Origin of the sequence: Klebsiella sp. GB_Kp056 (genome assembly GCF_040064755.1) — a bacterium.
In the GTDB taxonomy this organism is placed as follows: Bacteria; Pseudomonadota; Gammaproteobacteria; order Enterobacterales; family Enterobacteriaceae; genus Klebsiella; species Klebsiella quasipneumoniae.
Genome location: NZ_JBEAJA010000035.1, coordinates 56358 through 75596, shown reverse-complemented (window position 1 = coordinate 75596; position 19239 = coordinate 56358). Strand labels below are relative to the sequence as shown.

The 19239-nt window shown below is 57.2% G+C and carries 17 protein-coding genes and 1 pseudogene; 8 read left to right on the top strand and 10 right to left on the bottom strand.

The annotated features are described in order from the left end of the window. Positions 1-9: 9 nt before the first annotated feature. The gene (locus ABLV52_RS02910; protein WP_158238131.1) at positions 10-315 is read right to left on the bottom strand and encodes a hypothetical protein; all 306 of its coding nucleotides are present in this window, start codon (positions 313-315) and stop codon (positions 10-12) included. Positions 316-340: 25 nt separating this feature from the next. On the opposite strand from ABLV52_RS02910, the gene sulA reads away from it, so the two are divergent. Together sulA and ompA are read left to right on the top strand one after the other, a co-directional pair. Further along, on the top strand, positions 341-850 hold the full coding sequence (gene sulA, locus ABLV52_RS02905) for an SOS-induced cell division inhibitor SulA (protein WP_023289052.1): 510 nt from the start codon (positions 341-343) through the stop codon (positions 848-850). Between the two features lie 352 nt (positions 851-1202). Next, positions 1203-2273: a porin OmpA gene (ompA, locus tag ABLV52_RS02900; RefSeq protein WP_044521956.1), complete on the top strand. Its 1071-nt coding sequence runs from the start codon at positions 1203-1205 to the stop codon at positions 2271-2273. Between the two features lie 146 nt (positions 2274-2419). Here the strand turns inward: ompA and matP are convergent, their stop codons facing one another. Next, entirely contained in the window at positions 2420-2872 is a 453-nt protein-coding gene (gene matP, locus ABLV52_RS02895) for a macrodomain Ter protein MatP (protein WP_002898404.1), read from the bottom strand. Between the two features lie 185 nt (positions 2873-3057). Here matP and ABLV52_RS02890 point away from each other — a divergent pair, with 185 nt between their 5' ends. Next, positions 3058-4815, top strand: a complete 1758-nt coding sequence (locus ABLV52_RS02890; protein ID WP_023289050.1) for a Lon protease family protein — start codon at positions 3058-3060, stop codon at positions 4813-4815. A 69-nt stretch (positions 4816-4884) separates the two neighbouring features. Beyond that, complete coding sequence (gene fabA / locus ABLV52_RS02885; protein WP_004201428.1) at positions 4885-5403, top strand: bifunctional 3-hydroxydecanoyl-ACP dehydratase/trans-2-decenoyl-ACP isomerase; 519 nt, start codon at positions 4885-4887, stop codon at positions 5401-5403. Between the two features lie 68 nt (positions 5404-5471). Here the strand turns inward: fabA and rmf are convergent, their stop codons facing one another. The 6 genes from rmf to rlmKL all read right to left on the bottom strand — a co-directional run bounded on the left by rmf (position 5472) and on the right by rlmKL (position 13390). Next, positions 5472-5639 carry a ribosome modulation factor gene (gene rmf / locus ABLV52_RS02880; protein ID WP_002898396.1) on the bottom strand — a complete coding sequence of 56 codons (168 nt, stop codon included), beginning with the start codon at positions 5637-5639 and terminating at the stop codon, positions 5472-5474. A 252-nt stretch (positions 5640-5891) separates the two neighbouring features. Further along, a complete protein-coding gene (pqiC, locus tag ABLV52_RS02875; protein WP_348889974.1) occupies positions 5892-6455 on the bottom strand; it encodes a membrane integrity-associated transporter subunit PqiC in 564 nt (187 codons plus the stop codon). After that, the gene (gene pqiB, locus ABLV52_RS02870) at positions 6455-8092 is read right to left on the bottom strand and encodes an intermembrane transport protein PqiB (RefSeq protein ID WP_032455284.1); all 1638 of its coding nucleotides are present in this window, start codon (positions 8090-8092) and stop codon (positions 6455-6457) included. Before pqiB ends, pqiC begins: the two co-directional genes overlap by 1 nt. Further along, positions 8082-9350 (bottom strand): membrane integrity-associated transporter subunit PqiA, encoded by a 1269-nt coding sequence (gene pqiA / locus ABLV52_RS02865; RefSeq protein ID WP_023289047.1) that lies wholly within the window; start codon positions 9348-9350, stop codon positions 8082-8084. The genes pqiB and pqiA overlap by 11 nt, the downstream gene beginning before the upstream one ends. A gap of 14 nt (positions 9351-9364) precedes the next feature. Continuing rightward, positions 9365-11272: an ABC transporter ATP-binding protein gene (locus tag ABLV52_RS02860; RefSeq protein WP_023289046.1), complete on the bottom strand. Its 1908-nt coding sequence runs from the start codon at positions 11270-11272 to the stop codon at positions 9365-9367. Positions 11273-11284: 12 nt separating this feature from the next. After that, positions 11285-13390: a bifunctional 23S rRNA (guanine(2069)-N(7))-methyltransferase RlmK/23S rRNA (guanine(2445)-N(2))-methyltransferase RlmL gene (gene rlmKL / locus ABLV52_RS02855; protein ID WP_023289045.1), complete on the bottom strand. Its 2106-nt coding sequence runs from the start codon at positions 13388-13390 to the stop codon at positions 11285-11287. 99 nt (positions 13391-13489) lie between these two features. Here rlmKL and ABLV52_RS02850 point away from each other — a divergent pair, with 99 nt between their 5' ends. Continuing rightward, entirely contained in the window at positions 13490-14599 is a 1110-nt protein-coding gene (locus tag ABLV52_RS02850) for a YcbX family protein (RefSeq protein ID WP_017899457.1), read from the top strand. On the opposite strand, the gene zapC is transcribed toward ABLV52_RS02850, so the two are convergent. Both zapC and pyrD read right to left on the bottom strand, forming a co-directional pair. Beyond that, positions 14596-15138, bottom strand: coding sequence for a cell division protein ZapC (zapC, locus tag ABLV52_RS02845; RefSeq protein ID WP_023289043.1), 543 nt, complete (start codon positions 15136-15138; stop codon positions 14596-14598). The genes ABLV52_RS02850 and zapC overlap by 4 nt on opposite strands. A gap of 169 nt (positions 15139-15307) precedes the next feature. After that, positions 15308-16318: a quinone-dependent dihydroorotate dehydrogenase gene (pyrD, locus tag ABLV52_RS02840; protein ID WP_004201417.1), complete on the bottom strand. Its 1011-nt coding sequence runs from the start codon at positions 16316-16318 to the stop codon at positions 15308-15310. 248 nt (positions 16319-16566) lie between these two features. Here pyrD and ssuE point away from each other — a divergent pair, with 248 nt between their 5' ends. The 3 genes and pseudogenes from ssuE (at position 16567) to ssuD (ending at position 19239) form a co-directional block, all read left to right on the top strand. Next, positions 16567-17142, top strand: a complete 576-nt coding sequence (gene ssuE / locus ABLV52_RS02835; protein WP_004201416.1) for an NADPH-dependent FMN reductase — start codon at positions 16567-16569, stop codon at positions 17140-17142. After that, a pseudogene (locus tag ABLV52_RS02830) lies at positions 17135-18134 on the top strand (sulfonate ABC transporter substrate-binding protein). Before ssuE ends, ABLV52_RS02830 begins: the two are co-directional and overlap by 8 nt. Beyond that, positions 18094-19239: an FMNH2-dependent alkanesulfonate monooxygenase gene (gene ssuD / locus ABLV52_RS02825; protein WP_023289041.1), complete on the top strand. Its 1146-nt coding sequence runs from the start codon at positions 18094-18096 to the stop codon at positions 19237-19239. The pseudogene ABLV52_RS02830 and the gene ssuD overlap by 41 nt, the downstream one beginning before the upstream one ends.

Below are 19239 nucleotides of genomic sequence, written 5' to 3'. Positions count from 1 at the left end.
CTTTGTGAATCATGTAATTAAACTTAAGTTGTTAACGGATCCGCTAAGGGAAAACATAAGGGACTTCCCTGACAGCAGCAAGATGATTTTTGCCTGCTTTTCCACCAGAATGCGGTTTTGCGAGACGCTTTCAGAAAATTGCAGCTGTTGCTGCAACTGGCAGACAGGAGAAAAAGGATTAGCCGGTGTTAAGGATGGTGTTGCGAGTAGCCGCAAACCTGTACCGTCAGGATGGCTGAAAGCGATTAAATTTCCACCAGCAAAATGACAAATTGCGGTTGATCTTTTCCCCTGGCGGATATACTGTATATGCATACAGTAACTACAGGCGGGATAGACTATGTTTACTTCAGCTCATGCAAACCGTTCAGCACAGGCCTCTGCTCCGGCAGCCCACTACGCTCATCGTTCTGGCGAACAGGCCGCCAATGGGCTGATCAGTGAAATTGTCTATCGTGAAGATCAACCCATGATGACACAGTTGTTGTTGCTACCTTTATTACAGCAGTTGGGTCAACAGTCTCGCTGGCAGCTGTGGCTTACGCCGCAGCAAAAGCTTAGCCGCGAGTGGGTTCAGTCCGCCGGTCTGCCGCTGTCTAAGGTCATGCAAATTAGCCAGCTCTCCCCCAGTCACACTTTAGACTCGATGATCCGCGCCCTGCGTACCGGTAACTATAGTGTGGTTATCTGCTGGCTGGCGGAGGAGTTAACCGCTGACGAACATGAGCGTCTGGTGCATGCAGCCCAGGAAGGCTGCGCGATGGGATTCATCATGCGCCCGGTCCGAAATCAGGGCACGCTCGGCAGACAACTCAGCGGGCTAAAAATTCACTCAAATTTGTATCATTGAGTGAAATTAGGATTATTCCTGGAATTTTTTTTACCGGTAGTAATGGCACAGCGTTTTTTAAGGTCTTTTTCGCGGAATGCCTGCCACACGGGCATTTGTGCCTTTTTTTCGTGTACGAAAATCAACCATATTTGTTAAATATTGTGTACACAACCCTTTTTTTTCATATGCCTGACAGAGTTCACACTTGTAAGTTTCGAACTAAGTTGTAGACTTTACATCGCCAGGGGTGATCGGCTTACGCTGCATGTATCAGCATAGTTAACAACAAGTCACGCCCCCGGTGAAGGATTTAACCGTGAGGTCTTTTGTAACTTCATGGCGAATTTTGGATGATAATGAGGCGCAAAAAATGAAAAAGACAGCTATCGCGATTGCAGTGGCACTGGCTGGCTTCGCTACCGTAGCGCAGGCCGCTCCGAAAGATAACACCTGGTATGCAGGTGGTAAACTGGGTTGGTCCCAGTATCACGACACCGGTTTCTACGGTAACGGTTTCCAGGGCAACAATGGTCCGACCCGTAACGATCAGCTCGGTGCTGGTGCGTTCGGTGGTTACCAGGTTAACCCGTACCTCGGTTTCGAAATGGGTTACGACTGGCTGGGCCGTATGGCATATAAAGGCAGCGTTGACAACGGTGCTTTCAAAGCTCAGGGCGTTCAGCTGACCGCTAAACTGGGTTACCCGATCACTGACGATCTGGACATCTACACCCGTCTGGGCGGCATGGTTTGGCGCGCTGACTCCAAAGGCAACTACGCTTCTACCGGCGTTTCCCGTAGCGAACACGACACTGGCGTTTCCCCAGTATTTGCTGGCGGCGTAGAGTGGGCTGTTACTCGTGACATCGCTACCCGTCTGGAATACCAGTGGGTTAACAACATCGGCGACGCGGGCACTGTGGGTACCCGTCCTGATAACGGCATGCTGAGCCTGGGCGTTTCCTACCGTTTCGGTCAGGAAGATGCTGCACCGGTTGTAGCTCCGGCTCCGGCTCCGGCTCCGGAAGTGGCGACCAAGCACTTCACCCTGAAGTCTGACGTACTGTTCAACTTCAACAAAGCAACCCTGAAACCGGAAGGTCAGCAGGCTCTGGATCAGCTGTACACCCAGCTGAGCAACATGGATCCGAAAGACGGTTCCGCTGTTGTTCTGGGCTACACCGACCGCATCGGTTCCGAAGCTTACAACCAGCAGCTGTCTGAGAAACGTGCTCAGTCCGTTGTTGACTACCTGGTTGCTAAAGGCATCCCGGCTGGCAAAATCTCCGCTCGCGGCATGGGTGAATCCAACCCGGTTACTGGCAACACCTGTGACAACGTGAAAGCTCGCGCTGCCCTGATCGACTGCCTGGCTCCGGATCGTCGTGTAGAGATCGAAGTTAAAGGCTACAAAGAAGTTGTAACTCAGCCTGCGGCTTAAGTTATAACTGATGAAAAAACCCGCTTCGGCGGGTTTTTTTATGTCTTCTCGCTCGCTTTAGCGGCTAAAGACTGAAGGCCGTTAGAGGCGGATGGTAGCCTGTGTGGCGCGACCTGCGCCTTAGTCACCACTGAACGGGCAGCCCGCTACTCCTTACCTAACAGAACCTGCAGATCGTGCTTCAGGCTCGACATTTTGCTGGCATACTTCTCTTTATGCTCAGCATCCTCAATCAGCTGGACGATGGTTTCGGACAAGGTTTTCCCTCGCCTCTGCGCCAGACCGGCAAGGCGCTGCCAGACGACAAACTCAAGGTCGATCGACTTCTTACGCGTATGCTGATGCTCGGCGTTAAAATGGCGTTTCCGTCGCGCACGGATGGTCTGTTTCATGCGGTTCATCAGCGCCGGATTCATATGCTGCTCAATCCAGGCATGCACCAGCACAGGTTCATTCTCGAGCGTCAGCAAGTCATCTACCGCAGCTTGCGCAGCGCTGGCCTCAATGTAGCGGGTAATCAGCTCACCTTCCCGGTGCTTCTTTACCAGATATTTCCATTTCCAGCCGCTTTCAAGATTTTCCAGTTGTTGATATTTCATTGCGATCTCAATGTGACCGTGTAACTCATTTCAGGATATCAGTTTTTTCCTGATGTGCTGAATATAAATCATTATTCGTGATGTGGATGGCCGGGTAATCATCGGGGTAGCCATAATCCTCCGTGTGCTCAGACGCGGCATCAGGTATAATTGCGCGCTTTACATCTAACTAAAAAACAGCGACTTTGACCATTACGAAACTGACCCGAACCGACCTTGCGCCTGATCTGGAACCTTACCAGGCGCTGTTTGCTCAAGCTGAACTCTCTCATCCGGCCCCCTCCCTCTCGGGCGATCTGCAGCCGCGGTTGTTCTATGCGCTTGAGCAGCTGCTGTACACCCCGGCAGTCTCCTCCTTCATGCTGGTGAAAGCCCCTGAGGAACCGGAATATCTGCAATGGCTGGCGGCTGAAACTCGCACGCTGCACGAGCCTGCCGCACCGCTTCACGGAGTTCGCTATGAGGTTAACGGCGCTCACGTGACGCTCACGCCGGCGCAACGCGCTGAAGATAATTTTGCCAGTACCGCTCCGGTCGTGGCGGCCGATTGGCTGGAGGCGGAACAGCTGTTTGGCTGCGTACGCCAGTTTAACGGTGAAATCACACTCCAGCCTGGCCTGGTCCATCAGGCCAACGGCGGCGTGCTGGTGCTCTCACTACGCGCACTACTGGCGCAACCGCTGCTGTGGATGCGCCTGAAAAATATGGTGACCCGTCAGCGCTTTGACTGGCTCTCCATTGATGAATCACGGCCGCTGCCGGTCAGCATCCCTTCCATGCCGCTGAGCCTGAAAGTCATGCTGGTGGGCGAACGCGAATCGCTGGCCGATTTCCAGGAAATGGAGCCAGAGCTCTCTGCCCAGGCTATCTATAGCGAGTATGAAGATACCCTGCAGTTTGCGGACGCCGATACGCTGAAGGCCTGGTGCCAGTGGGTATGGCAGAATGCGCAGCAGCTGGAGCTACCGGGCCCGGCGAGCGATGCCTGGCCACTGCTGATCGATGAAGGGACGCGCTACACCGGCGACCAGGAGACCCTGCCGCTCAGCCCGCTATGGATAGCCCGCCAGCTGCGTGAGTCTGCCGCCTTCTGCGAAGGCGAAGAGATTACCGGCGAAGCGATGCAGACGATGCTGGCGCGCCGGGAGTGGCGTGAAGGCTACCTGGCGGAGCGTATGCAGGATGAAATCCTGCAGGAACAGATCCTGATTGAAACCGAAGGCGAATGCGTCGGGCAGATCAACGCCCTCTCGGTCATTGAATTCCCCGGTCATCCACGCGCCTTCGGCGAACCTTCGCGCATCAGCTGCGTCGTGCACATTGGCGACGGCGAGTTTATCGACGTCGAACGCAAAGCCGAGCTGGGCGGCAACATCCATGCGAAAGGCATGATGATCATGCAGGCTTTTCTGATGTCCGAGCTGGAGCTGGAGCAACAACTCCCCTTCTCCGCTTCGCTGACCTTTGAACAGTCCTACAGTGAAGTGGATGGCGACAGCGCCTCCATGGCGGAACTCTGCGCCTTAATCAGCGCGCTGGCCAACGTGCCGATTAATCAGAGCATCGCGATCACCGGCTCCGTCGACCAGTTTGGTCGTGTGCAGCCGGTCGGCGGACTGAATGAAAAAATTGAAGGTTTCTTCACAATCTGTCAGCAGCGCGGCCTCACCGGAAAACAGGGCGTGATTATCCCTGCCGCCAACGTTCGCCACCTTAGTCTGACCCACGAGCTGCGTCAGGCCGTTGCCGACAATCAGTTTGCTATCTGGGCAATAGACGATATTACCGAAGCGCTGCCGATGTTGACCCAGCTGATGTGGGACGGTGAAGGACAGACGCTGCGACAAACCATTCAGGAGCGGATAGCGCAGGCGACCCAGCAGGAGACTCGCCATCGTTTTCCGTGGCCGCTACGCTGGTTAGGTGGGACAAGTTCTAACTGATCGGACTTGTTCAGCTTACACGTGTTAGCTATCCTGCGTCCCGAACTTAAAATAAGGCTTACTGAAAACATGGTAGATAAACGCGAATCCTATACAAAAGAAGATCTTCTTGCCTCTGGTCGTGGTGAACTGTTCGGCGCGAAAGGCCCGCAGTTGCCGGCGCCAAACATGCTGATGATGGACCGCGTCATCAAAATGACCGAAACCGGTGGTAACTACGACAAAGGTTATGTTGAGGCCGAACTCGACATCAACCCGGACCTGTGGTTCTTCGGTTGCCACTTTATCGGCGATCCGGTGATGCCGGGCTGCCTGGGCCTGGATGCCATGTGGCAGTTGGTAGGTTTCTATCTCGGCTGGCTCGGCGGCGAAGGCAAAGGCCGTGCGCTGGGCGTTGGCGAAGTGAAATTCACGGGGCAGGTTCTGCCGACCGCGAAAAAAGTGACCTACCGCATCCACTTCAAGCGCATCGTTAACCGTCGTCTGATTATGGGCCTTGCGGATGGAGAAGTGCTGGTTGACGATCGTCTGATCTACACCGCAAGCGATCTGAAAGTGGGTCTGTTCCAGGATACTTCCGCTTTCTGATAACGTTCAGCAGCGATTAAAAGGCGAAGCCCCCGCTATGCGGAGGCTTCTTTTTTAAAGAGACAGTGTCAGGCCGTTAGTACCCTGTCCTCCATGGCTTCTCGCCAGCCTCCCAGCCACCATGAGCGTTGATTCAAGCTCTGGTATGGACACATTTCTTTCGATCTTCCTGCGATACCCGCCTGATATCCGCGTTGATGTGCCCGTTCCAGGCGATCTCGTTTTTGTCTCTTCATGCCTCGTTTCCCTCATTCTTTGATCTGGTGGAAAAGAAAACAGTGGTCGCAAATTGTGCAGCCACGGGTTACGAATACCGCGAAATGAAGGCGACGTCAATGCGCAAAATTCACGCCATTGTCATATTTGTGACCTATATAAGAGTTCATTTTTTGTTCACCTGGCACACCGGCCGGTAACGAACTGACCTGACAAAAAAAAGCCGCGCGGCTCAGATGAACCGCGCGGCAGATCAGCGTGATGAATTTTACTTATGGCAGACGGTTAAGCTCGCTGGCAATGGCTGCCGCCTCCTGGCTCCACGCCTGCGCCAGGGTCTTGACCATCGCATCATATCCATCCTGATCCTGCTTAAGCACGATGTTAAACGGGCGTTTGATCAGCTGCCCCTGATGCTTTAGCAGCCACTCACCGCTGACGATAACCCGCCCGTCGTAGCGTCCGTGAAAGCCGTTGACCGCGACGTTGAGCGTATCCTGTTCGCTACCCAGCGGCTGGGATGACACTACCCAGCCCGGCAGCTGTTGGCTCAGGTTCGCCACCAGCGTAGTGCGCAGCTGCTGGTCCAGCGGGCTGGCCCACCGATTATTATTGGCGATCACATACTGTACGTCGGTGGTCTGGTAGACCACCCCGTTACCCGCCAGATAATCCGGGATGCTGACCTGCTCAACCCACAGCAGACGTGCCCCCTGGCTGGCGGCGCGCTGTGCGCCGCCCTGCGCCACCGGCAGCTGGTAATACGTTTTGCTTTCGCCGCCGCTACTGCATGCCGTCAGCACGCATACGGTTGCCGCGAGTAACCATTTTTTCATTATTTCGCTCCCTTCGGCTGTGGGTCTTTTTTATCCTTCGCCTCAAATACCAGCGCATTGCTCTTATCATTGAGCGTTTTCAGGACCGGCTGCAGCTCGCGCAGCACCTGATCCAGACGCTGCATATCGGCCACCATCTTATTGTAGGCCGCGGAGCCCGGCTGGAAGCCCTGCATGCTGCGGTTCAGCTCGCGCAGCGTCGTCTGCATATCGGCAGGCAACTGCTGCATCGACTGGCTGGAGGTGATCTTATTCAGACTATCCAGCGTGGTCTGCACGTGTTGCATGGTCTTCTCGCTCTGCGCCAGGGTGCTGGTCGCCTGCTCCAGCAACGGATTGAGCGGCAGGTTATTAATCTTATCCAGCGCATCCATCAGACGCTGCTGGATCTGCGCCAGACCACCGCTGATGGTCGGGATAATCGGATAGCCGTTAAACTCCTGCATTTTCCCGCGCGGCGGCGCCTTCGGATAGAAGTCGAGATCGATATACAGCGCGCCGGTCACCAGATTGCCGGTTTTCAGCGAGCCGCGCAGTCCGCGGTTGATCAGATCGTCAATGTGGGCGCGAATATTCGGATCGCCGCCCAGCTGGTTAATCAGACGTTGCGGTTCAACCCGCACTTCCACCGGAATGCGATAGTCGTCGTTCAAACGCTGCTTCAGACCGGGGATGAAGAATGGCACTTTGCCGACGGTTCCCAGACGGATGCCGCGGAACTCCACCGGCGCGCCGGGCTGCAGGCCGCGAACTGAGTCTTTGAAGAACATCACATAGTCAATATGTTCGGTAAAGACCGAATCCTGGATGCTCTTCTGATCGTCAAACAGATGGTATTCCGTTTTATTCGCCACCGGCTCGCCGAGATCCAGTCCTTCCGGAATATCGAAGCTCACGCCGCCGCCAAACAGCGTCGACAGCGAGCCCATCTCGACGCGCATCCCCGCCGAGGTCAAATCGACAGCGATCCCACTGTCCTTCCAGAAGCGGACATTGGTGGTCACCAGGCGGTCATTGGGCGCATTGATGAACAACTGATAAGTGATACGACGTTTCTGGGTGTCGAAGGTGCTGGTTTCCACCGACCCCACGCGATAGCCGCGGAACAGCACCGGATCGCCCGGCGACAGCTGGCCCGCCTTGCTGCTCTCCAGCAGAATACGGATCCCCTTGGCGTCCGGCGAGGCCAGCGGCGGAGAATCAAGCAGCGGATACTGCTCCGGCACCGTGCCTTTCGACCCCGGCTGCAGTTCAATATAGGCCCCGGACAATAATGTTCCCAGGCCACTGATCCCCTCGCGCCCTACCTGCGGTTTCACCACCCAGAAGACGGAATCGTTGTGCAGTAATTTCTGCATCCCGGAATTGAGGCGGGCTTTGATTTCCACGTGGGTTAAATCGTCGGTCAGCGTGGCGCTCTCCACCACCCCAACGTCCACGCTACGGCTCTTGATACGGGTTTTTCCCCCTTCAATCCCCTCCGCATTCGTGGTGATCAGCGTGACCTCAGGTCCCTGATGGCTGTAATGATAAAACAGGATCCACGCCCCGATCAGCGCAGTGACGATAGGGAAGATCCACACCGGTGACCAGTTCTTCACCTTCTGCACTTTCGCTTCTCCGCTCTTATTTTCCATGTTGTTGTCTTTCCTCATGGCTTGAATCTGGCTCACGATCCCACAGTAAACGGGGATCAAACGTCATGGCTGAAAACATGGTCATCACCACCACCAGCGCAAACATAACCGCGCCGATGGCGGGATAGATATTCATCAACCCTCCCATGCGCACCAGCGCAGAGAGTACGGCGATGACAAAAACATCAATCATTGACCAGCGGCCAACAAATTCCACCACTTCATAGATCAGATGCATGCGTTCCGAATCGCGCGCACCGTTGCCATTGGCATTCCAGCACAGCCAGGCGATAGCGATCATCTTTAGCGTCGGCACCATAATACTGGCGATAAAAATCACCAGCGCCACCGGATAAGACCCCTCGCTCCACAGTAAAATTACCCCGGCCATGATGGTTGACGGCATTTTATCGCCCAGCAGATCGGTGATCATGATCGGCATAATATTGGCGGGGAGATAGAGGATAAATGAGGTCACCAGCAGGGCCAGCGTCCACTGCAGGCTGTTTTTACGCCGCGCCGTTCCTTTACTATGACAGCGCGGGCAGACCGTCTGGTCGACGGGTAACACCGCCGTGCAGCAGGCGCAGGAGCGCAGCCCCTGGCGGATGCCGGCCACTCCGACCTTCAGCGGTTGGCTAATGGCTGGCATGGGGGCAATATCATCCCACAGCCAGCGGCGGTCGACGCACTGGAAAGTGCGTAACTGCAGCAGACAAAACATGCACCACGGAACAAAGCTCAGACCGATACCGATATCGCCATAGGCCATCAGCTTAACGAAGCTCACCAGCACGCCGGCAAGAAAGATCTCCGCCATTCCCCACGTCTTCAGGTGAAACAGAATTCGCGCCAGAAACGCTTTCAGGCCAGCGGGCATCCTGACCCGATTGACCAACAGCAGAATGGTGACCAGGCAAAAGGCCGGTACCAGTTGCACAAAGAGTAAAAAGAAGGTGCCGAGGCTGGCGTAATCCTCGGTAAATAACACATTGGGAATTTCCAACAGCTCTATTTCGCTGCTGATCCCGCCCACTTTCATGTAGATAAATGGAAACAGGTTGGCCAACAGCAGCATAAACAGCGCGACCAACGCGTAAGCCGTGGGACGCTGGCGAGGCGCGTCCCACGTGGTGGTTAACGTTGTACCGCAGCGCGGGCAAGCGGCTTTCTGGCGATGCTCCAGCTGCGGCAAAGCCACCAGCAAATCACATTGGGGACATAAAATATGTCGCGCAGCATGATGATGATCGCACATGACAACTCCTCGGCTCAGGCGCCGTTCTTTAATCCTTCGAGATATTCCCAGCGTTCAAAGGCTGCTTCCAGCGCCTGTTCCGCTTCGGCCAGCTTTGCCAGCACCTGCTGCGTGCGATCGTGCGGTTGTCCAAAGAAGTCGGGATCGGCAACCTGTTCCTGCAGCGTCTGCAGTTCGGCCTCGAGAGCTTCCAGCTTCTGCGGCAGCTGTTCCAGCTCGCGCTGCAGGTTATAGCTTAGTTTGTTCCCACCGCGTTTGACAGTTTCTGCTTTTGGCTGAGCGACTTCCATCGTTTTTTTCGCTGCCGGCTGCTTCTGCGCCAACGACTGGGCCTGCTGGCCGCGGGCATCGTGATAGCCGCCGATGTACTGGCCGATGCGACCGCCGCCTTCGAAGATCCAGCATTCGGTTACGGTGTTATCCACGAACTGACGATCGTGGCTTACCAGCATCACGGTGCCCTGATAGCCATCGATCAGCTCTTCCAGCAGCTCCAGCGTTTCGACATCCAGGTCGTTTGTCGGTTCATCGAGAATCAATAAGTTGCTGGGTTTCAGGAACAGACGCGCCAGCAGCAGGCGGTTACGTTCCCCGCCGGAGAGCGCGCGCACCGGGGTCATCGCCCGTTTTGGATGGAACAGGAAGTCCTGCAGGTAGCCCAGCACATGGCGCGGCTTACCGTTAACCATCACCTCTTGCTTACCTTCCGCGAGGTTATCCATCACCGTCCGATCCGGATCCAGCTCTGCGCGGTGCTGGTCGAAGTAGGCGACTTCCAGTTTAGTGCCGACGTGGATCCGCCCGCTGTCGGCCTGCAGCTGGCCAAGCATCAGCTTCAGCAGCGTGGTTTTCCCGCAGCCGTTGGGGCCAATCAGGGCAATCTTGTCGCCGCGCTGGATCTGCGCGGAGAAATCTTTCACCAGCACTTTGCCATCAACCTGGTAGTTGACGTTCTCCATTTCGAACACGATTTTGCCGGAGCGCGAAGCCTCTTCAACCTGCATTCTGGCGCTGCCCATCACTTCCCGGCGCTCCCCGCGCTCGCGACGCATCGCCTTCAGGGCGCGAACGCGGCCTTCGTTACGCGTGCGGCGCGCTTTGATCCCCTGGCGGATCCATACCTCTTCCTGGGCCAGCTTGCGGTCGAATTCCGCATTCTGCAGCTCTTCAACCCGCAGGGCTTCCTCTTTATCCAGCAGATACTGATCGTAATCGCCCGGGTAGGTCACCAGCTTGCCGCGATCGAGGTCGACGATGCGCGTCGCCATATTGCGGATAAAGGAGCGGTCGTGCGAAATAAAGATAATGGTGCCTTTAAAGGTTTTGAGGAACCCTTCCAGCCAGTCGATGGTTTCGATATCCAGGTGGTTGGTGGGTTCATCGAGCAGCAGCACGCGCGGCCCGCTGACCAGCGCGCGGCCCAGCGCCGCTTTACGCAGCCAGCCGCCGGACAGGGATGCCAGCTGCGCGTTGGCGTCGAGACCAAGCTGCTCAATCACTTCGTTAATGCGGCTGTCCAGCTGCCACAGCCCCAGGTTATCGAGCTGCTCCTGCAGGCGCGCCAGTTCATTTAAATTTTTGTCGCTCGGATCGGTCATGACCTGATGCGACACGTCATGATAGGCCTTCAGATAAGCCGCCTGCTCGGCGATGCCTTCCGCGACAAAATCGTACACTGTACCGGCGACATTGCGCGGCGGATCCTGCTGCAGACGCGCCACAATCAGATCCTGTTCATAAATAATGCGCCCGTCATCCAGCCCCTGCTCGCGGTTGAGGATCTTCATCAGGGTCGATTTACCGGCGCCGTTGCGTCCGACGAGGCAGACGCGTTCGTTATCTTCGATATGCAGCTCGGCATTATCCAGCAGCGGCGCATCGCTGAAGGAAAGCCAGGCGCCGTGCATACTAATCAGTGACATTCTTTATTCCTTTCAGGCTGCGGTAATCAGCCAGCAGTTGTGGATCTGACGGTTGCGGGCAAAATCCTGCGACAGCGTTTTTTGCGAAATTTCTTGCGCCTTCAGGCCAAGCGCCGCCAGCCCGTCATGATCCATACGGAAACCGCGTTTGTTATTCGAGAACATAATGGTGCCGCCTTTACGCAGCAGACGTTTCAGATCGGTCATCAGGCGAATGTGATCGCGCTGGACGTCGAAAGCATCTTCCATTCGTTTGGAGTTGGAGAAGGTCGGCGGATCGATAAAGATCAGATCGAACTGCTCGGTGCTCTCCCGCAGCCAGCCCAACACGTCCGCCTGCATCAGGCGATGCGCGCGGCCGGTCAGGCCATTGAGACGCAGGTTGCGTTCCGCCCACTCCAGGTAGGTGCGCGACATATCCACCGTGGTGGTGGAGCGCGCGCCGCCGAGACCGGCGTGGACGCTGGCGCTGCCGGTATAGGAGAACAGGTTCAGGAAGTCCTTGCCTTTGCTCATCTGGCCGAGCATACGGCGGGCGATACGGTGGTCGAGGAACAGACCGGTATCCAGGTAGTCGGTGAGGTTGACCCACAGGCGCGCGTTGTACTCCTGAACCTCGATAAAGTCGCCCTTCTCCGCCATCTTCTGGTACTGGTTTTTCCCCTTCTGCCGCTCGCGGGTCTTCAGCACCAGCTTGTTAGGCGCCATGTCCAGTACGGCGATGGTCGCGGCGATAATATCGAACAGGCGCTGGCGCGCTTTGTGCGCATCGACGGTTTTCGGCGGGGCATATTCCTGGACCACCACCCAGTCGGCGTAGCGGTCGATGGCCACGTTGTATTCCGGCAGGTCAGCATCGTACAGGCGATAGCATTCAATGCCTTCCTGACGGGCCCATTTTTCAAACTTCTTCAGGTTCTTACGCAGACGGTTAGCAAAATCTTCCGCCAGCATCGCCGGCTTGCCGCCTTCGCTCTCCGCCAGGTGATAATTCTTCTGTACGCAGTCCAGCGGGCCGTTCTTGGCTTTAAACTGTTTGTCGGCGCGCAGCTGCAGGCAGCTTAACAGCTCCGGCGAGGCGCTGAACACCGACAGGTTCCAGCCGCCAAACTGACTTTTCATGATCCGGCCCAGCAGGCTGTGCAGGGCAATCAGCGCCGGCTCGCTTTCCAGACGCTCGCCGTACGGCGGGTTGCTGATCACGGTGCCGTACGGGCCTTTCGGTAGCGGATTATTCAGCTGGGCGACGTCTTTGACTTCAAAATCGATCAGCTCGCCGATGCCGGCCCGACGGGCGTTGCGACGGGCGCGGTCAATGACGCGTTCGTCGACATCAGAGCCATAGAAGCGTGACCCATATGCCGCCAGCCCCTGACGGGCGCGCGTTTGCGCTTCCGCTTTCACTTCTTTCCAGATGGCGTCGTCGTGCTGCGCCCAGCCGCCAAAGCCCCAGTGGCCGCGGTGCAGACCCGGCGCGCGGTCGGTCGCCAGCATCGCCGCCTCAATCAGCAGGGTACCGGAGCCGCACATCGGATCGAGCAGCGGGGTGCCCGGCACCCAGCCGGAGCGCATCACGATCGCCGCCGCGAGGTTTTCTTTGATCGGCGCCATACCGGTGCCATCGCGGTAGCCGCGCAGGTGCAGGCCTTCGCCGCTCAGATCCAGCGAGATGTGCGCCGTCTCTTTGTTCAGCCAGACGTTGATCCGCAGATCGGGCGACTCACGATCGACGTTCGGGCGCGGCAGGTTCTTACGGGTGAAGCTGTCGACAATGGCGTCTTTGACCTTCAGCGCACCGTACTGGCTGTTGCGGATCTCCTCATTGAGACCGCTAAAATGCACCGCGAAGGTGGCGCCAGGGTTGAACATCTCCGTCCACGGAATGGCCTGTACGCCGAGGTACAGATCCAGATCGCTGTATACGCGACACTCGCCCAGCGGCAGCATGATGCGCGAAGCCAGCCGGCTCCACATCAGGCTTTGATACAGCAGGCGCGTATCCCCCTGAAAATGGACCCCGCCCTGGACTACCTGGCAGTCCGTCGCGCCAAGCCCTTCCAGTTCAGTTTTTAACAGCTCTTCCAGCCCACGAGCCGTACTGGCAAACAGAGAATTCATATCGTCACTTTTACTTAAAGAAAATTGGTGCGCATTATAGCCAATATGTGCCCTATGTCATAAAGTTATAGGCTTATTTTTGGAACCCGGAGGCAGCGTATGGTAACGCTCTCGCGTCTTTTTATTCATCCCGTTAAATCCATGCGCGGCATGGGCCTGACCCACGCCTTTGCCGATATCAGCGGCCTGGCCTTCGATCGCCTGTTTATGGTCACCGAAACCGACGGCACCTTTATTACCGCCCGTCAGTTTCCGCAAATGGTGAAATTTATTCCGGCGCCGCTGCATGATGGCCTTCACCTGACCGCACCGGACGGCAGCAGCGCCGTGGTGCGTTTTAACGATTTCGCCCCTCAGGCCGAGCCGACAGAAGTCTGGGGCAACCATTTTACCGCCCTTATCGCGCCCGCCGCCGTTAATCAGTGGCTCAGCGGCTTTTTCAATCGCGATGTCCAGCTGCGCTGGCTGGGGCCACAGTTAACCCGCCGGGTGAAGCGCCACGATGCGGTACCGCTCTCCTTCGCCGACGGCTACCCTTACCTGCTGGCTAACGAGGCCTCGCTGCGCGACCTGCAGCAGCGCTGCCCGGCAAGCGTAAGCATAGAACAGTTTCGCCCTAATCTCGTGGTCACCGGCGCGGCGGCCTGGGATGAAGACAGCTGGAAAGTGATCCGCGTCGGCGAGGTGGTATTTGACGTCGCCAAGCCGTGCAGCCGCTGCATTTTTACCACCGTCAGTCCGGAGCGCGGGCAGAAGCATCCCAGCGGAGAGCCGCTGGAAACCTTAAAGCGCTTCCGCACCGCGCAGGATAATGGCGATGTCGACTTTGGTCAGAACCTGATTGCCCGTAACAGCGGCGTGATCCGGGTGGGGGATGAAGTGGAAATCCTCGCCCGCGGCCCGGCGAAAGCCTACGGCGCCGGCGAAAGCGACGATACCCCGGCTCCCGAGGCGCAGCAGCAGGCCACGGTTGCCATTGAATGGCAGGGTCAACAATTTACCGGCAATAACCAGCAGGTGCTGCTGGAACAACTGGAGCAACAGGGCATTCGCGTACCCTACTCGTGTCGGGCGGGGATCTGCGGCAGCTGCCGCATCCGTCTTGAAGAGGGGGAAGTGAGTCCGTTAAAGAAAAATGCGGTCGCCGGAGATGGCACCATTCTCGCCTGCAGCTGCGTACCGAAAACGGCCCTGCGCCTGGCGCCTTAAACCGCCTGCCCCAGGCTGTAGCTGACCGCGCTTTGCGCCGGCTGCAGCCTGTCGTTCATGATTTTAATCACATCGCCCAGCTGCATAACGCGGCCGGCAAGCGTGAGACCCGGCTGGGCCAGCAGACAAAGCGCGGCGTTATCGCCCGGCTCCACCACCAGCAAATTGACCTGCTCGCCGGTATCGCTCAGCCAGACGCAGGCCGCGTCGCCGCCGCTCGGCTGCCAGTGATGGGGATGGGCGACGAAGTGCCAGCTTTTCGGCATCTGCGGTTTGAGAAAACGGATCGCGGTTAATGCGTTGAGGACTAATTCCGCCCGCTGCTCTTTCGACAACTCGAAATCGCGGCATTTTTCTTCAAAGGAGAAATAGAGCGCGGCGTCATCGACGCAGAATCCCGATGGGGCAAAAGCGTCCGGGGTCAGCATGCGCCGGGCGAAGCGCGAGCGAAATAACATGCCATTGGCCAGATCGAGCATCATGCGGTCGTGCTCTTCATCGTAATACCAACGCCAGTTATCGTCAGGTTTAATCCGCATTTTTCCCCCTGTCCCCTTTCATACGCCTCTGCAAAGTTGTTGCGACTTGCCGCAGAATATTTTCTAAAATTAAGAAAAGTCTAAAATGTTTAAATAAGCAACAGTGAGGGAATATAAAACAACCAGGGCCGGAAATAAAGCCCTGGGTGGGATTCAGAGGAGGAAAAGATTAGATGTGGGTAACAATTTCTTTAATCAGCGGCGGACCTTTAAAAATAAATCCGGAATAGATCTGCACCAGCGAAGCTCCGGCGGCCATCTTTTCCCGCGCGGCAATCACGGAATCAATACCGCCCACGCCAATGATAGGCAAGCGGCCATTGAGCTCAGCGGAGAGCATACGGATAATTTCGGTACTTTTTAATTGTAATGGACGACCGCTAAGTCCGCCGGTCTCATCGCAATGTTTCATTCCCTGAACCAGAGAACGATCGAGGGTGGTATTGGTGGCAATCACGCCATCAATATTATGACGCACGAGGCTATCGGCAACCTGGATCAATTCCTCAGGCAAAAGATCCGGCGCGATCTTCACGGCGACCGGAACATATTTTTGATGCTTCTGCTGCAGCTCAAGCTGCTTATTTTTAATACCGGAGAGTAAATCATCGAGCGCTTCGCCGTATTGCAGCGTGCGCAGCCCCGGGGTATTCGGCGAGGAGATATTAATGGCGATATAGCCGGCGTAGGGATAGACTTTTTCCATACAAATCAGGTAATCATCTTTCCCGTGCTCAACCGGCGTGTCTTTATTTTTGCCGATATTGATGCCCAGCACGCCGTCAAAATGCGCCTTCTTCACGTTCTCAACCAGGTTATCGACGCCATGGTTATTAAAGCCCATGCGGTTGATCAACCCCTCGGCATCCACCAGACGGAAGATCCTTGGCTTATCGTTACCCGGCTGCGGACGCGGCGTCACGGTGCCGATCTCAATGGATCCAAAACCCATCGCGCCCAGCGCGTCAATGCATTCCCCGTTTTTATCCAGCCCGGCCGCCAGACCCAGCGGGTTTTTAAAGGTCAGCCCCATGCAGGTGACAGGCCTGGCCGGCACCTTCTGGCGAACCAGTATTTCCAGCGGCGTCCCGGTGACACGGCGTAATTGTTGAAAGGTAACTTCATGAGCGCGCTCAGGATCGAGCTGAAAAAGGGCTTTACGAACGAAGGGGTAGTACATGAACTCTCCTGGATTCCCGGTGTGCAAACCGGGGGCGTATTATGTGCGATCTGTTGCGGAAAGGGAATTGACCTGCGACAAAAAATCCCCCATCAGCGCAAACGATTACCTCCCCGCGCGCCGTTATGCGCTTTTCGGCTATCTAACGGTGGATAAATCATTTAGGGAAAGAATGGCCCTCTGTCACACTCACTACAAATGTTATCAATTATAGATAAATGCAAACATTTAGTTATAAGGAGAGAGAGATGCGCGTCATTACGCTTGCGGGCAGCCCGCGTTACCCTTCCCGTTCCAGCGCCCTGCTGGAATACGCCAGAGAGACGCTCACCGCCGCCGATATCGAAGTCTGCCACTGGCATCTGCAGAACTTTGCCCCGGAAGACCTCCTGTACGCTCGCTTCGACAACCCGGCGCTGCAGACGCTCAATGAGCAGCTGGCCGGGGCTGACGGACTGATCATCGCCACGCCGGTGTATAAAGCCTCGTTTTCCGGCGCCCTGAAAACGCTGCTCGACCTGCTTCCTGAGCGGGCGCTGGAGGGCAAAATCGTGCTGCCGCTGGCCACCGGCGGCACCATCGCCCACATGCTGGCGGTGGACTACGCCCTGAAGCCGGTGCTGAATGCCCTCAAGGCTCAGGAGATCCTCCATGGCGTCTTCGCCGACGACAGCCAGGTGACCGATTACCAGCACAAGCCGCAGTTTACCCCGAACCTGCAGCGGCGCCTCGATGAAGCCCTGGAGACCTTCTGGCAGGCGCTGCATCGCCCCAGCAGCCGCGCCCCGTCGTTAACGTCTCTGCGTGGGGTGGAACATGCTTAATCCTCTCCGCGCTATGACCCTCGGCGGGCTGCTGCTGTTCTCCGCCCTGGGCCATGCCGCCCCGGCGGCGCCTGACGCCCTGCGCATCGGCTATCAGAAAGGCAGCGTCAGCATGGTGCTGGCGAAAAGCCATCAGCTGCTGGAGCAGCGCTACCCGCAAACCCATATTTCGTGGATTGAATTCCCGGCCGGTCCGCAGATGCTGGAGGCGCTGAACGTCGGCAGCATCGATATTGGCAGCACTGGCGACATTCCGCCTATCTTTGCGCAGGCGGCCGGCGCCGATCTGGTGTATATCGGTTCGGAACCGCCAAAGCCCAAAGCGGAAGTGATTCTGGTGGCGCAGGGCAGCCCGATTCATAACGTGGCTGAGCTAAAAGGGAAAAAGGTCGCTTTTCAGAAAGGCTCCAGCTCCCACAATCTGCTGCTGCGCGCCCTGCAGCTCGCAGGTTTGAAGTTTAGCGACATTCAGCCGGTCTATCTCGCCCCCGCCGATGCGCGCGCCGCCTTCCAGCAGGGCAATGTCGACGCCTGGGCGATCTGGGATCCGTATTACTCCGCCGCGCTGCTGCAGGGCGGCGCCCGGGTACTGACCGACGGAACCGACCTGAAACAGACAGGATCCTTCTATCTCGCTTCCCGCCCTTACGCTGAACGCAATGGCGCCTTTATTGAGGGCGTACTCGATACCTTTACCCAGGCCGATGCCCTGACCCATAGCCAGCGTGCGCAAAGCATTACGCTGCTGGCAAAAACGATGGGATTACCGGAAGCGGTGATCGCCAGCTACCTGGACCATCGTCCCCCCACCTCGGTGACCCCGGTGAGCGCTGAAACCACCGCTCGCCAGCAGCAGACGGCCGACCTGTTCTATGAGAACAAGCTGGTGCCGAAAAAAGTTGATATCCGGGCCCGCATCTGGCAGCCCGCCGCCGCACAAGGAGCGAAATCATGAGTCTGAATATGTTCTGGTTTTTACCGACCCATGGTGATGGTCGTTATCTGGGTACCGAAGAGGGAGCCCGTCCGGTCGATTACGGCTATCTGCAGCAAATCGCGCAGACGGCGGATCGGCTGGGATTCACCGGCGTACTGATCCCGACCGGGCGCTCATGCGAAGATGCCTGGCTGGTTGCGGCCTCGATGATCCCGGTAACGCAGCGGCTGAAATTCCTTGTCGCCCTGAGGCCAAGCGTGGTGTCGCCGACGGTGGCCGCGCGCCAGGCGGCGACCCTGGACCGACTGTCGAACGGCCGGGCGCTGTTCAATCTGGTCACCGGCAGCGATCCCGCCGAGCTGGCAGGCGACGGTGTCTTCCTCGACCACACCGAGCGCTATGAGGCCTCGGCTGAATTTACCCATATCTGGCGCAAGCTGATGGAGGGGGAGACTGTCACCTTTAACGGCAAGCACCAGCGCGTTCGCGACGCCAAACTGCTGTTCCCGCCGCTCCAGCAGCCGCGTCCGCCGCTCTATTTCGGCGGATCGTCTGAGGTGGCGCAGGATCTGGCCGCTGAGCAGGTCGATCTCTATCTTACCTGGGGCGAACCGCCGGCCCAGGTGGCAGAGAAGATAGCTCAGGTGCGGGAGAAAGCCGCCCGGCACGGTCGCCGGGTGCGGTTTGGCATCCGCCTGCACGTGATCGTGCGGGAAACCAATGAGGAAGCCTGGCAGGCGGCGGACAGCCTTATCTCCCATCTGGATGATGAGACTATCGCCCGCGCCCAGGCGGCCTTCGCCAGAACCGACTCCGTCGGCCAGCAGCGGATGGCGGCGCTGCACAATGGTCGACGCGATAAGCTGGAAATCAGCCCCAACCTGTGGGCTGGCGTCGGTTTAGCGCGCGGCGGCGCCGGGACCGCGCTGGTGGGCGATGCCGCTACGGTTGCCGAACGGATCAATGAATACGCCGCGCTGGGTATCGATAGCTTTATCTTCTCCGGCTATCCGCATCTGGAAGAGGCGTATCGGGTCGGCGAGCTGCTGTTCCCGCTGCTCGACGTCGCGGTGCCGTCTGTTCCGCAGCCGCACAACCTGCGTCTGCAGGGGGAAGCCGTCGCCAACGAGTTTATCCCGCGTAAAGTGGCGCAGAGCTGA

Coding starts and splice junctions, on each gene's coding strand:
- ABLV52_RS02910 (WP_158238131.1), bottom strand. CDS start 315: ATGCATATACAGTATATCCGCCAGGGGAAAAGATCAACCGCAATTTGT.
- sulA (WP_023289052.1), top strand. CDS start 341: ATGTTTACTTCAGCTCATGCAAACCGTTCAGCACAGGCCTCTGCTCCG.
- ompA (WP_044521956.1), top strand. CDS start 1,203: ATGAAAAAGACAGCTATCGCGATTGCAGTGGCACTGGCTGGCTTCGCT.
- matP (WP_002898404.1), bottom strand. CDS start 2,872: ATGAAATATCAACAACTGGAAAATCTTGAAAGCGGCTGGAAATGGAAA.
- fabA (WP_004201428.1), top strand. CDS start 4,885: ATGGTAGATAAACGCGAATCCTATACAAAAGAAGATCTTCTTGCCTCT.
- rmf (WP_002898396.1), bottom strand. CDS start 5,639: ATGAAGAGACAAAAACGAGATCGCCTGGAACGGGCACATCAACGCGGA.
- pqiC (WP_348889974.1), bottom strand. CDS start 6,455: ATGAAAAAATGGTTACTCGCGGCAACCGTATGCGTGCTGACGGCATGC.
- pqiB (WP_032455284.1), bottom strand. CDS start 8,092: ATGGAAAATAAGAGCGGAGAAGCGAAAGTGCAGAAGGTGAAGAACTGG.
- pqiA (WP_023289047.1), bottom strand. CDS start 9,350: ATGTGCGATCATCATCATGCTGCGCGACATATTTTATGTCCCCAATGT.
- ABLV52_RS02860 (WP_023289046.1), bottom strand. CDS start 11,272: ATGTCACTGATTAGTATGCACGGCGCCTGGCTTTCCTTCAGCGATGCG.
- rlmKL (WP_023289045.1), bottom strand. CDS start 13,390: ATGAATTCTCTGTTTGCCAGTACGGCTCGTGGGCTGGAAGAGCTGTTA.
- ABLV52_RS02850 (WP_017899457.1), top strand. CDS start 13,490: ATGGTAACGCTCTCGCGTCTTTTTATTCATCCCGTTAAATCCATGCGC.
- zapC (WP_023289043.1), bottom strand. CDS start 15,138: ATGCGGATTAAACCTGACGATAACTGGCGTTGGTATTACGATGAAGAG.
- pyrD (WP_004201417.1), bottom strand. CDS start 16,318: ATGTACTACCCCTTCGTTCGTAAAGCCCTTTTTCAGCTCGATCCTGAG.
- ssuE (WP_004201416.1), top strand. CDS start 16,567: ATGCGCGTCATTACGCTTGCGGGCAGCCCGCGTTACCCTTCCCGTTCC.
- ssuD (WP_023289041.1), top strand. CDS start 18,094: ATGAGTCTGAATATGTTCTGGTTTTTACCGACCCATGGTGATGGTCGT.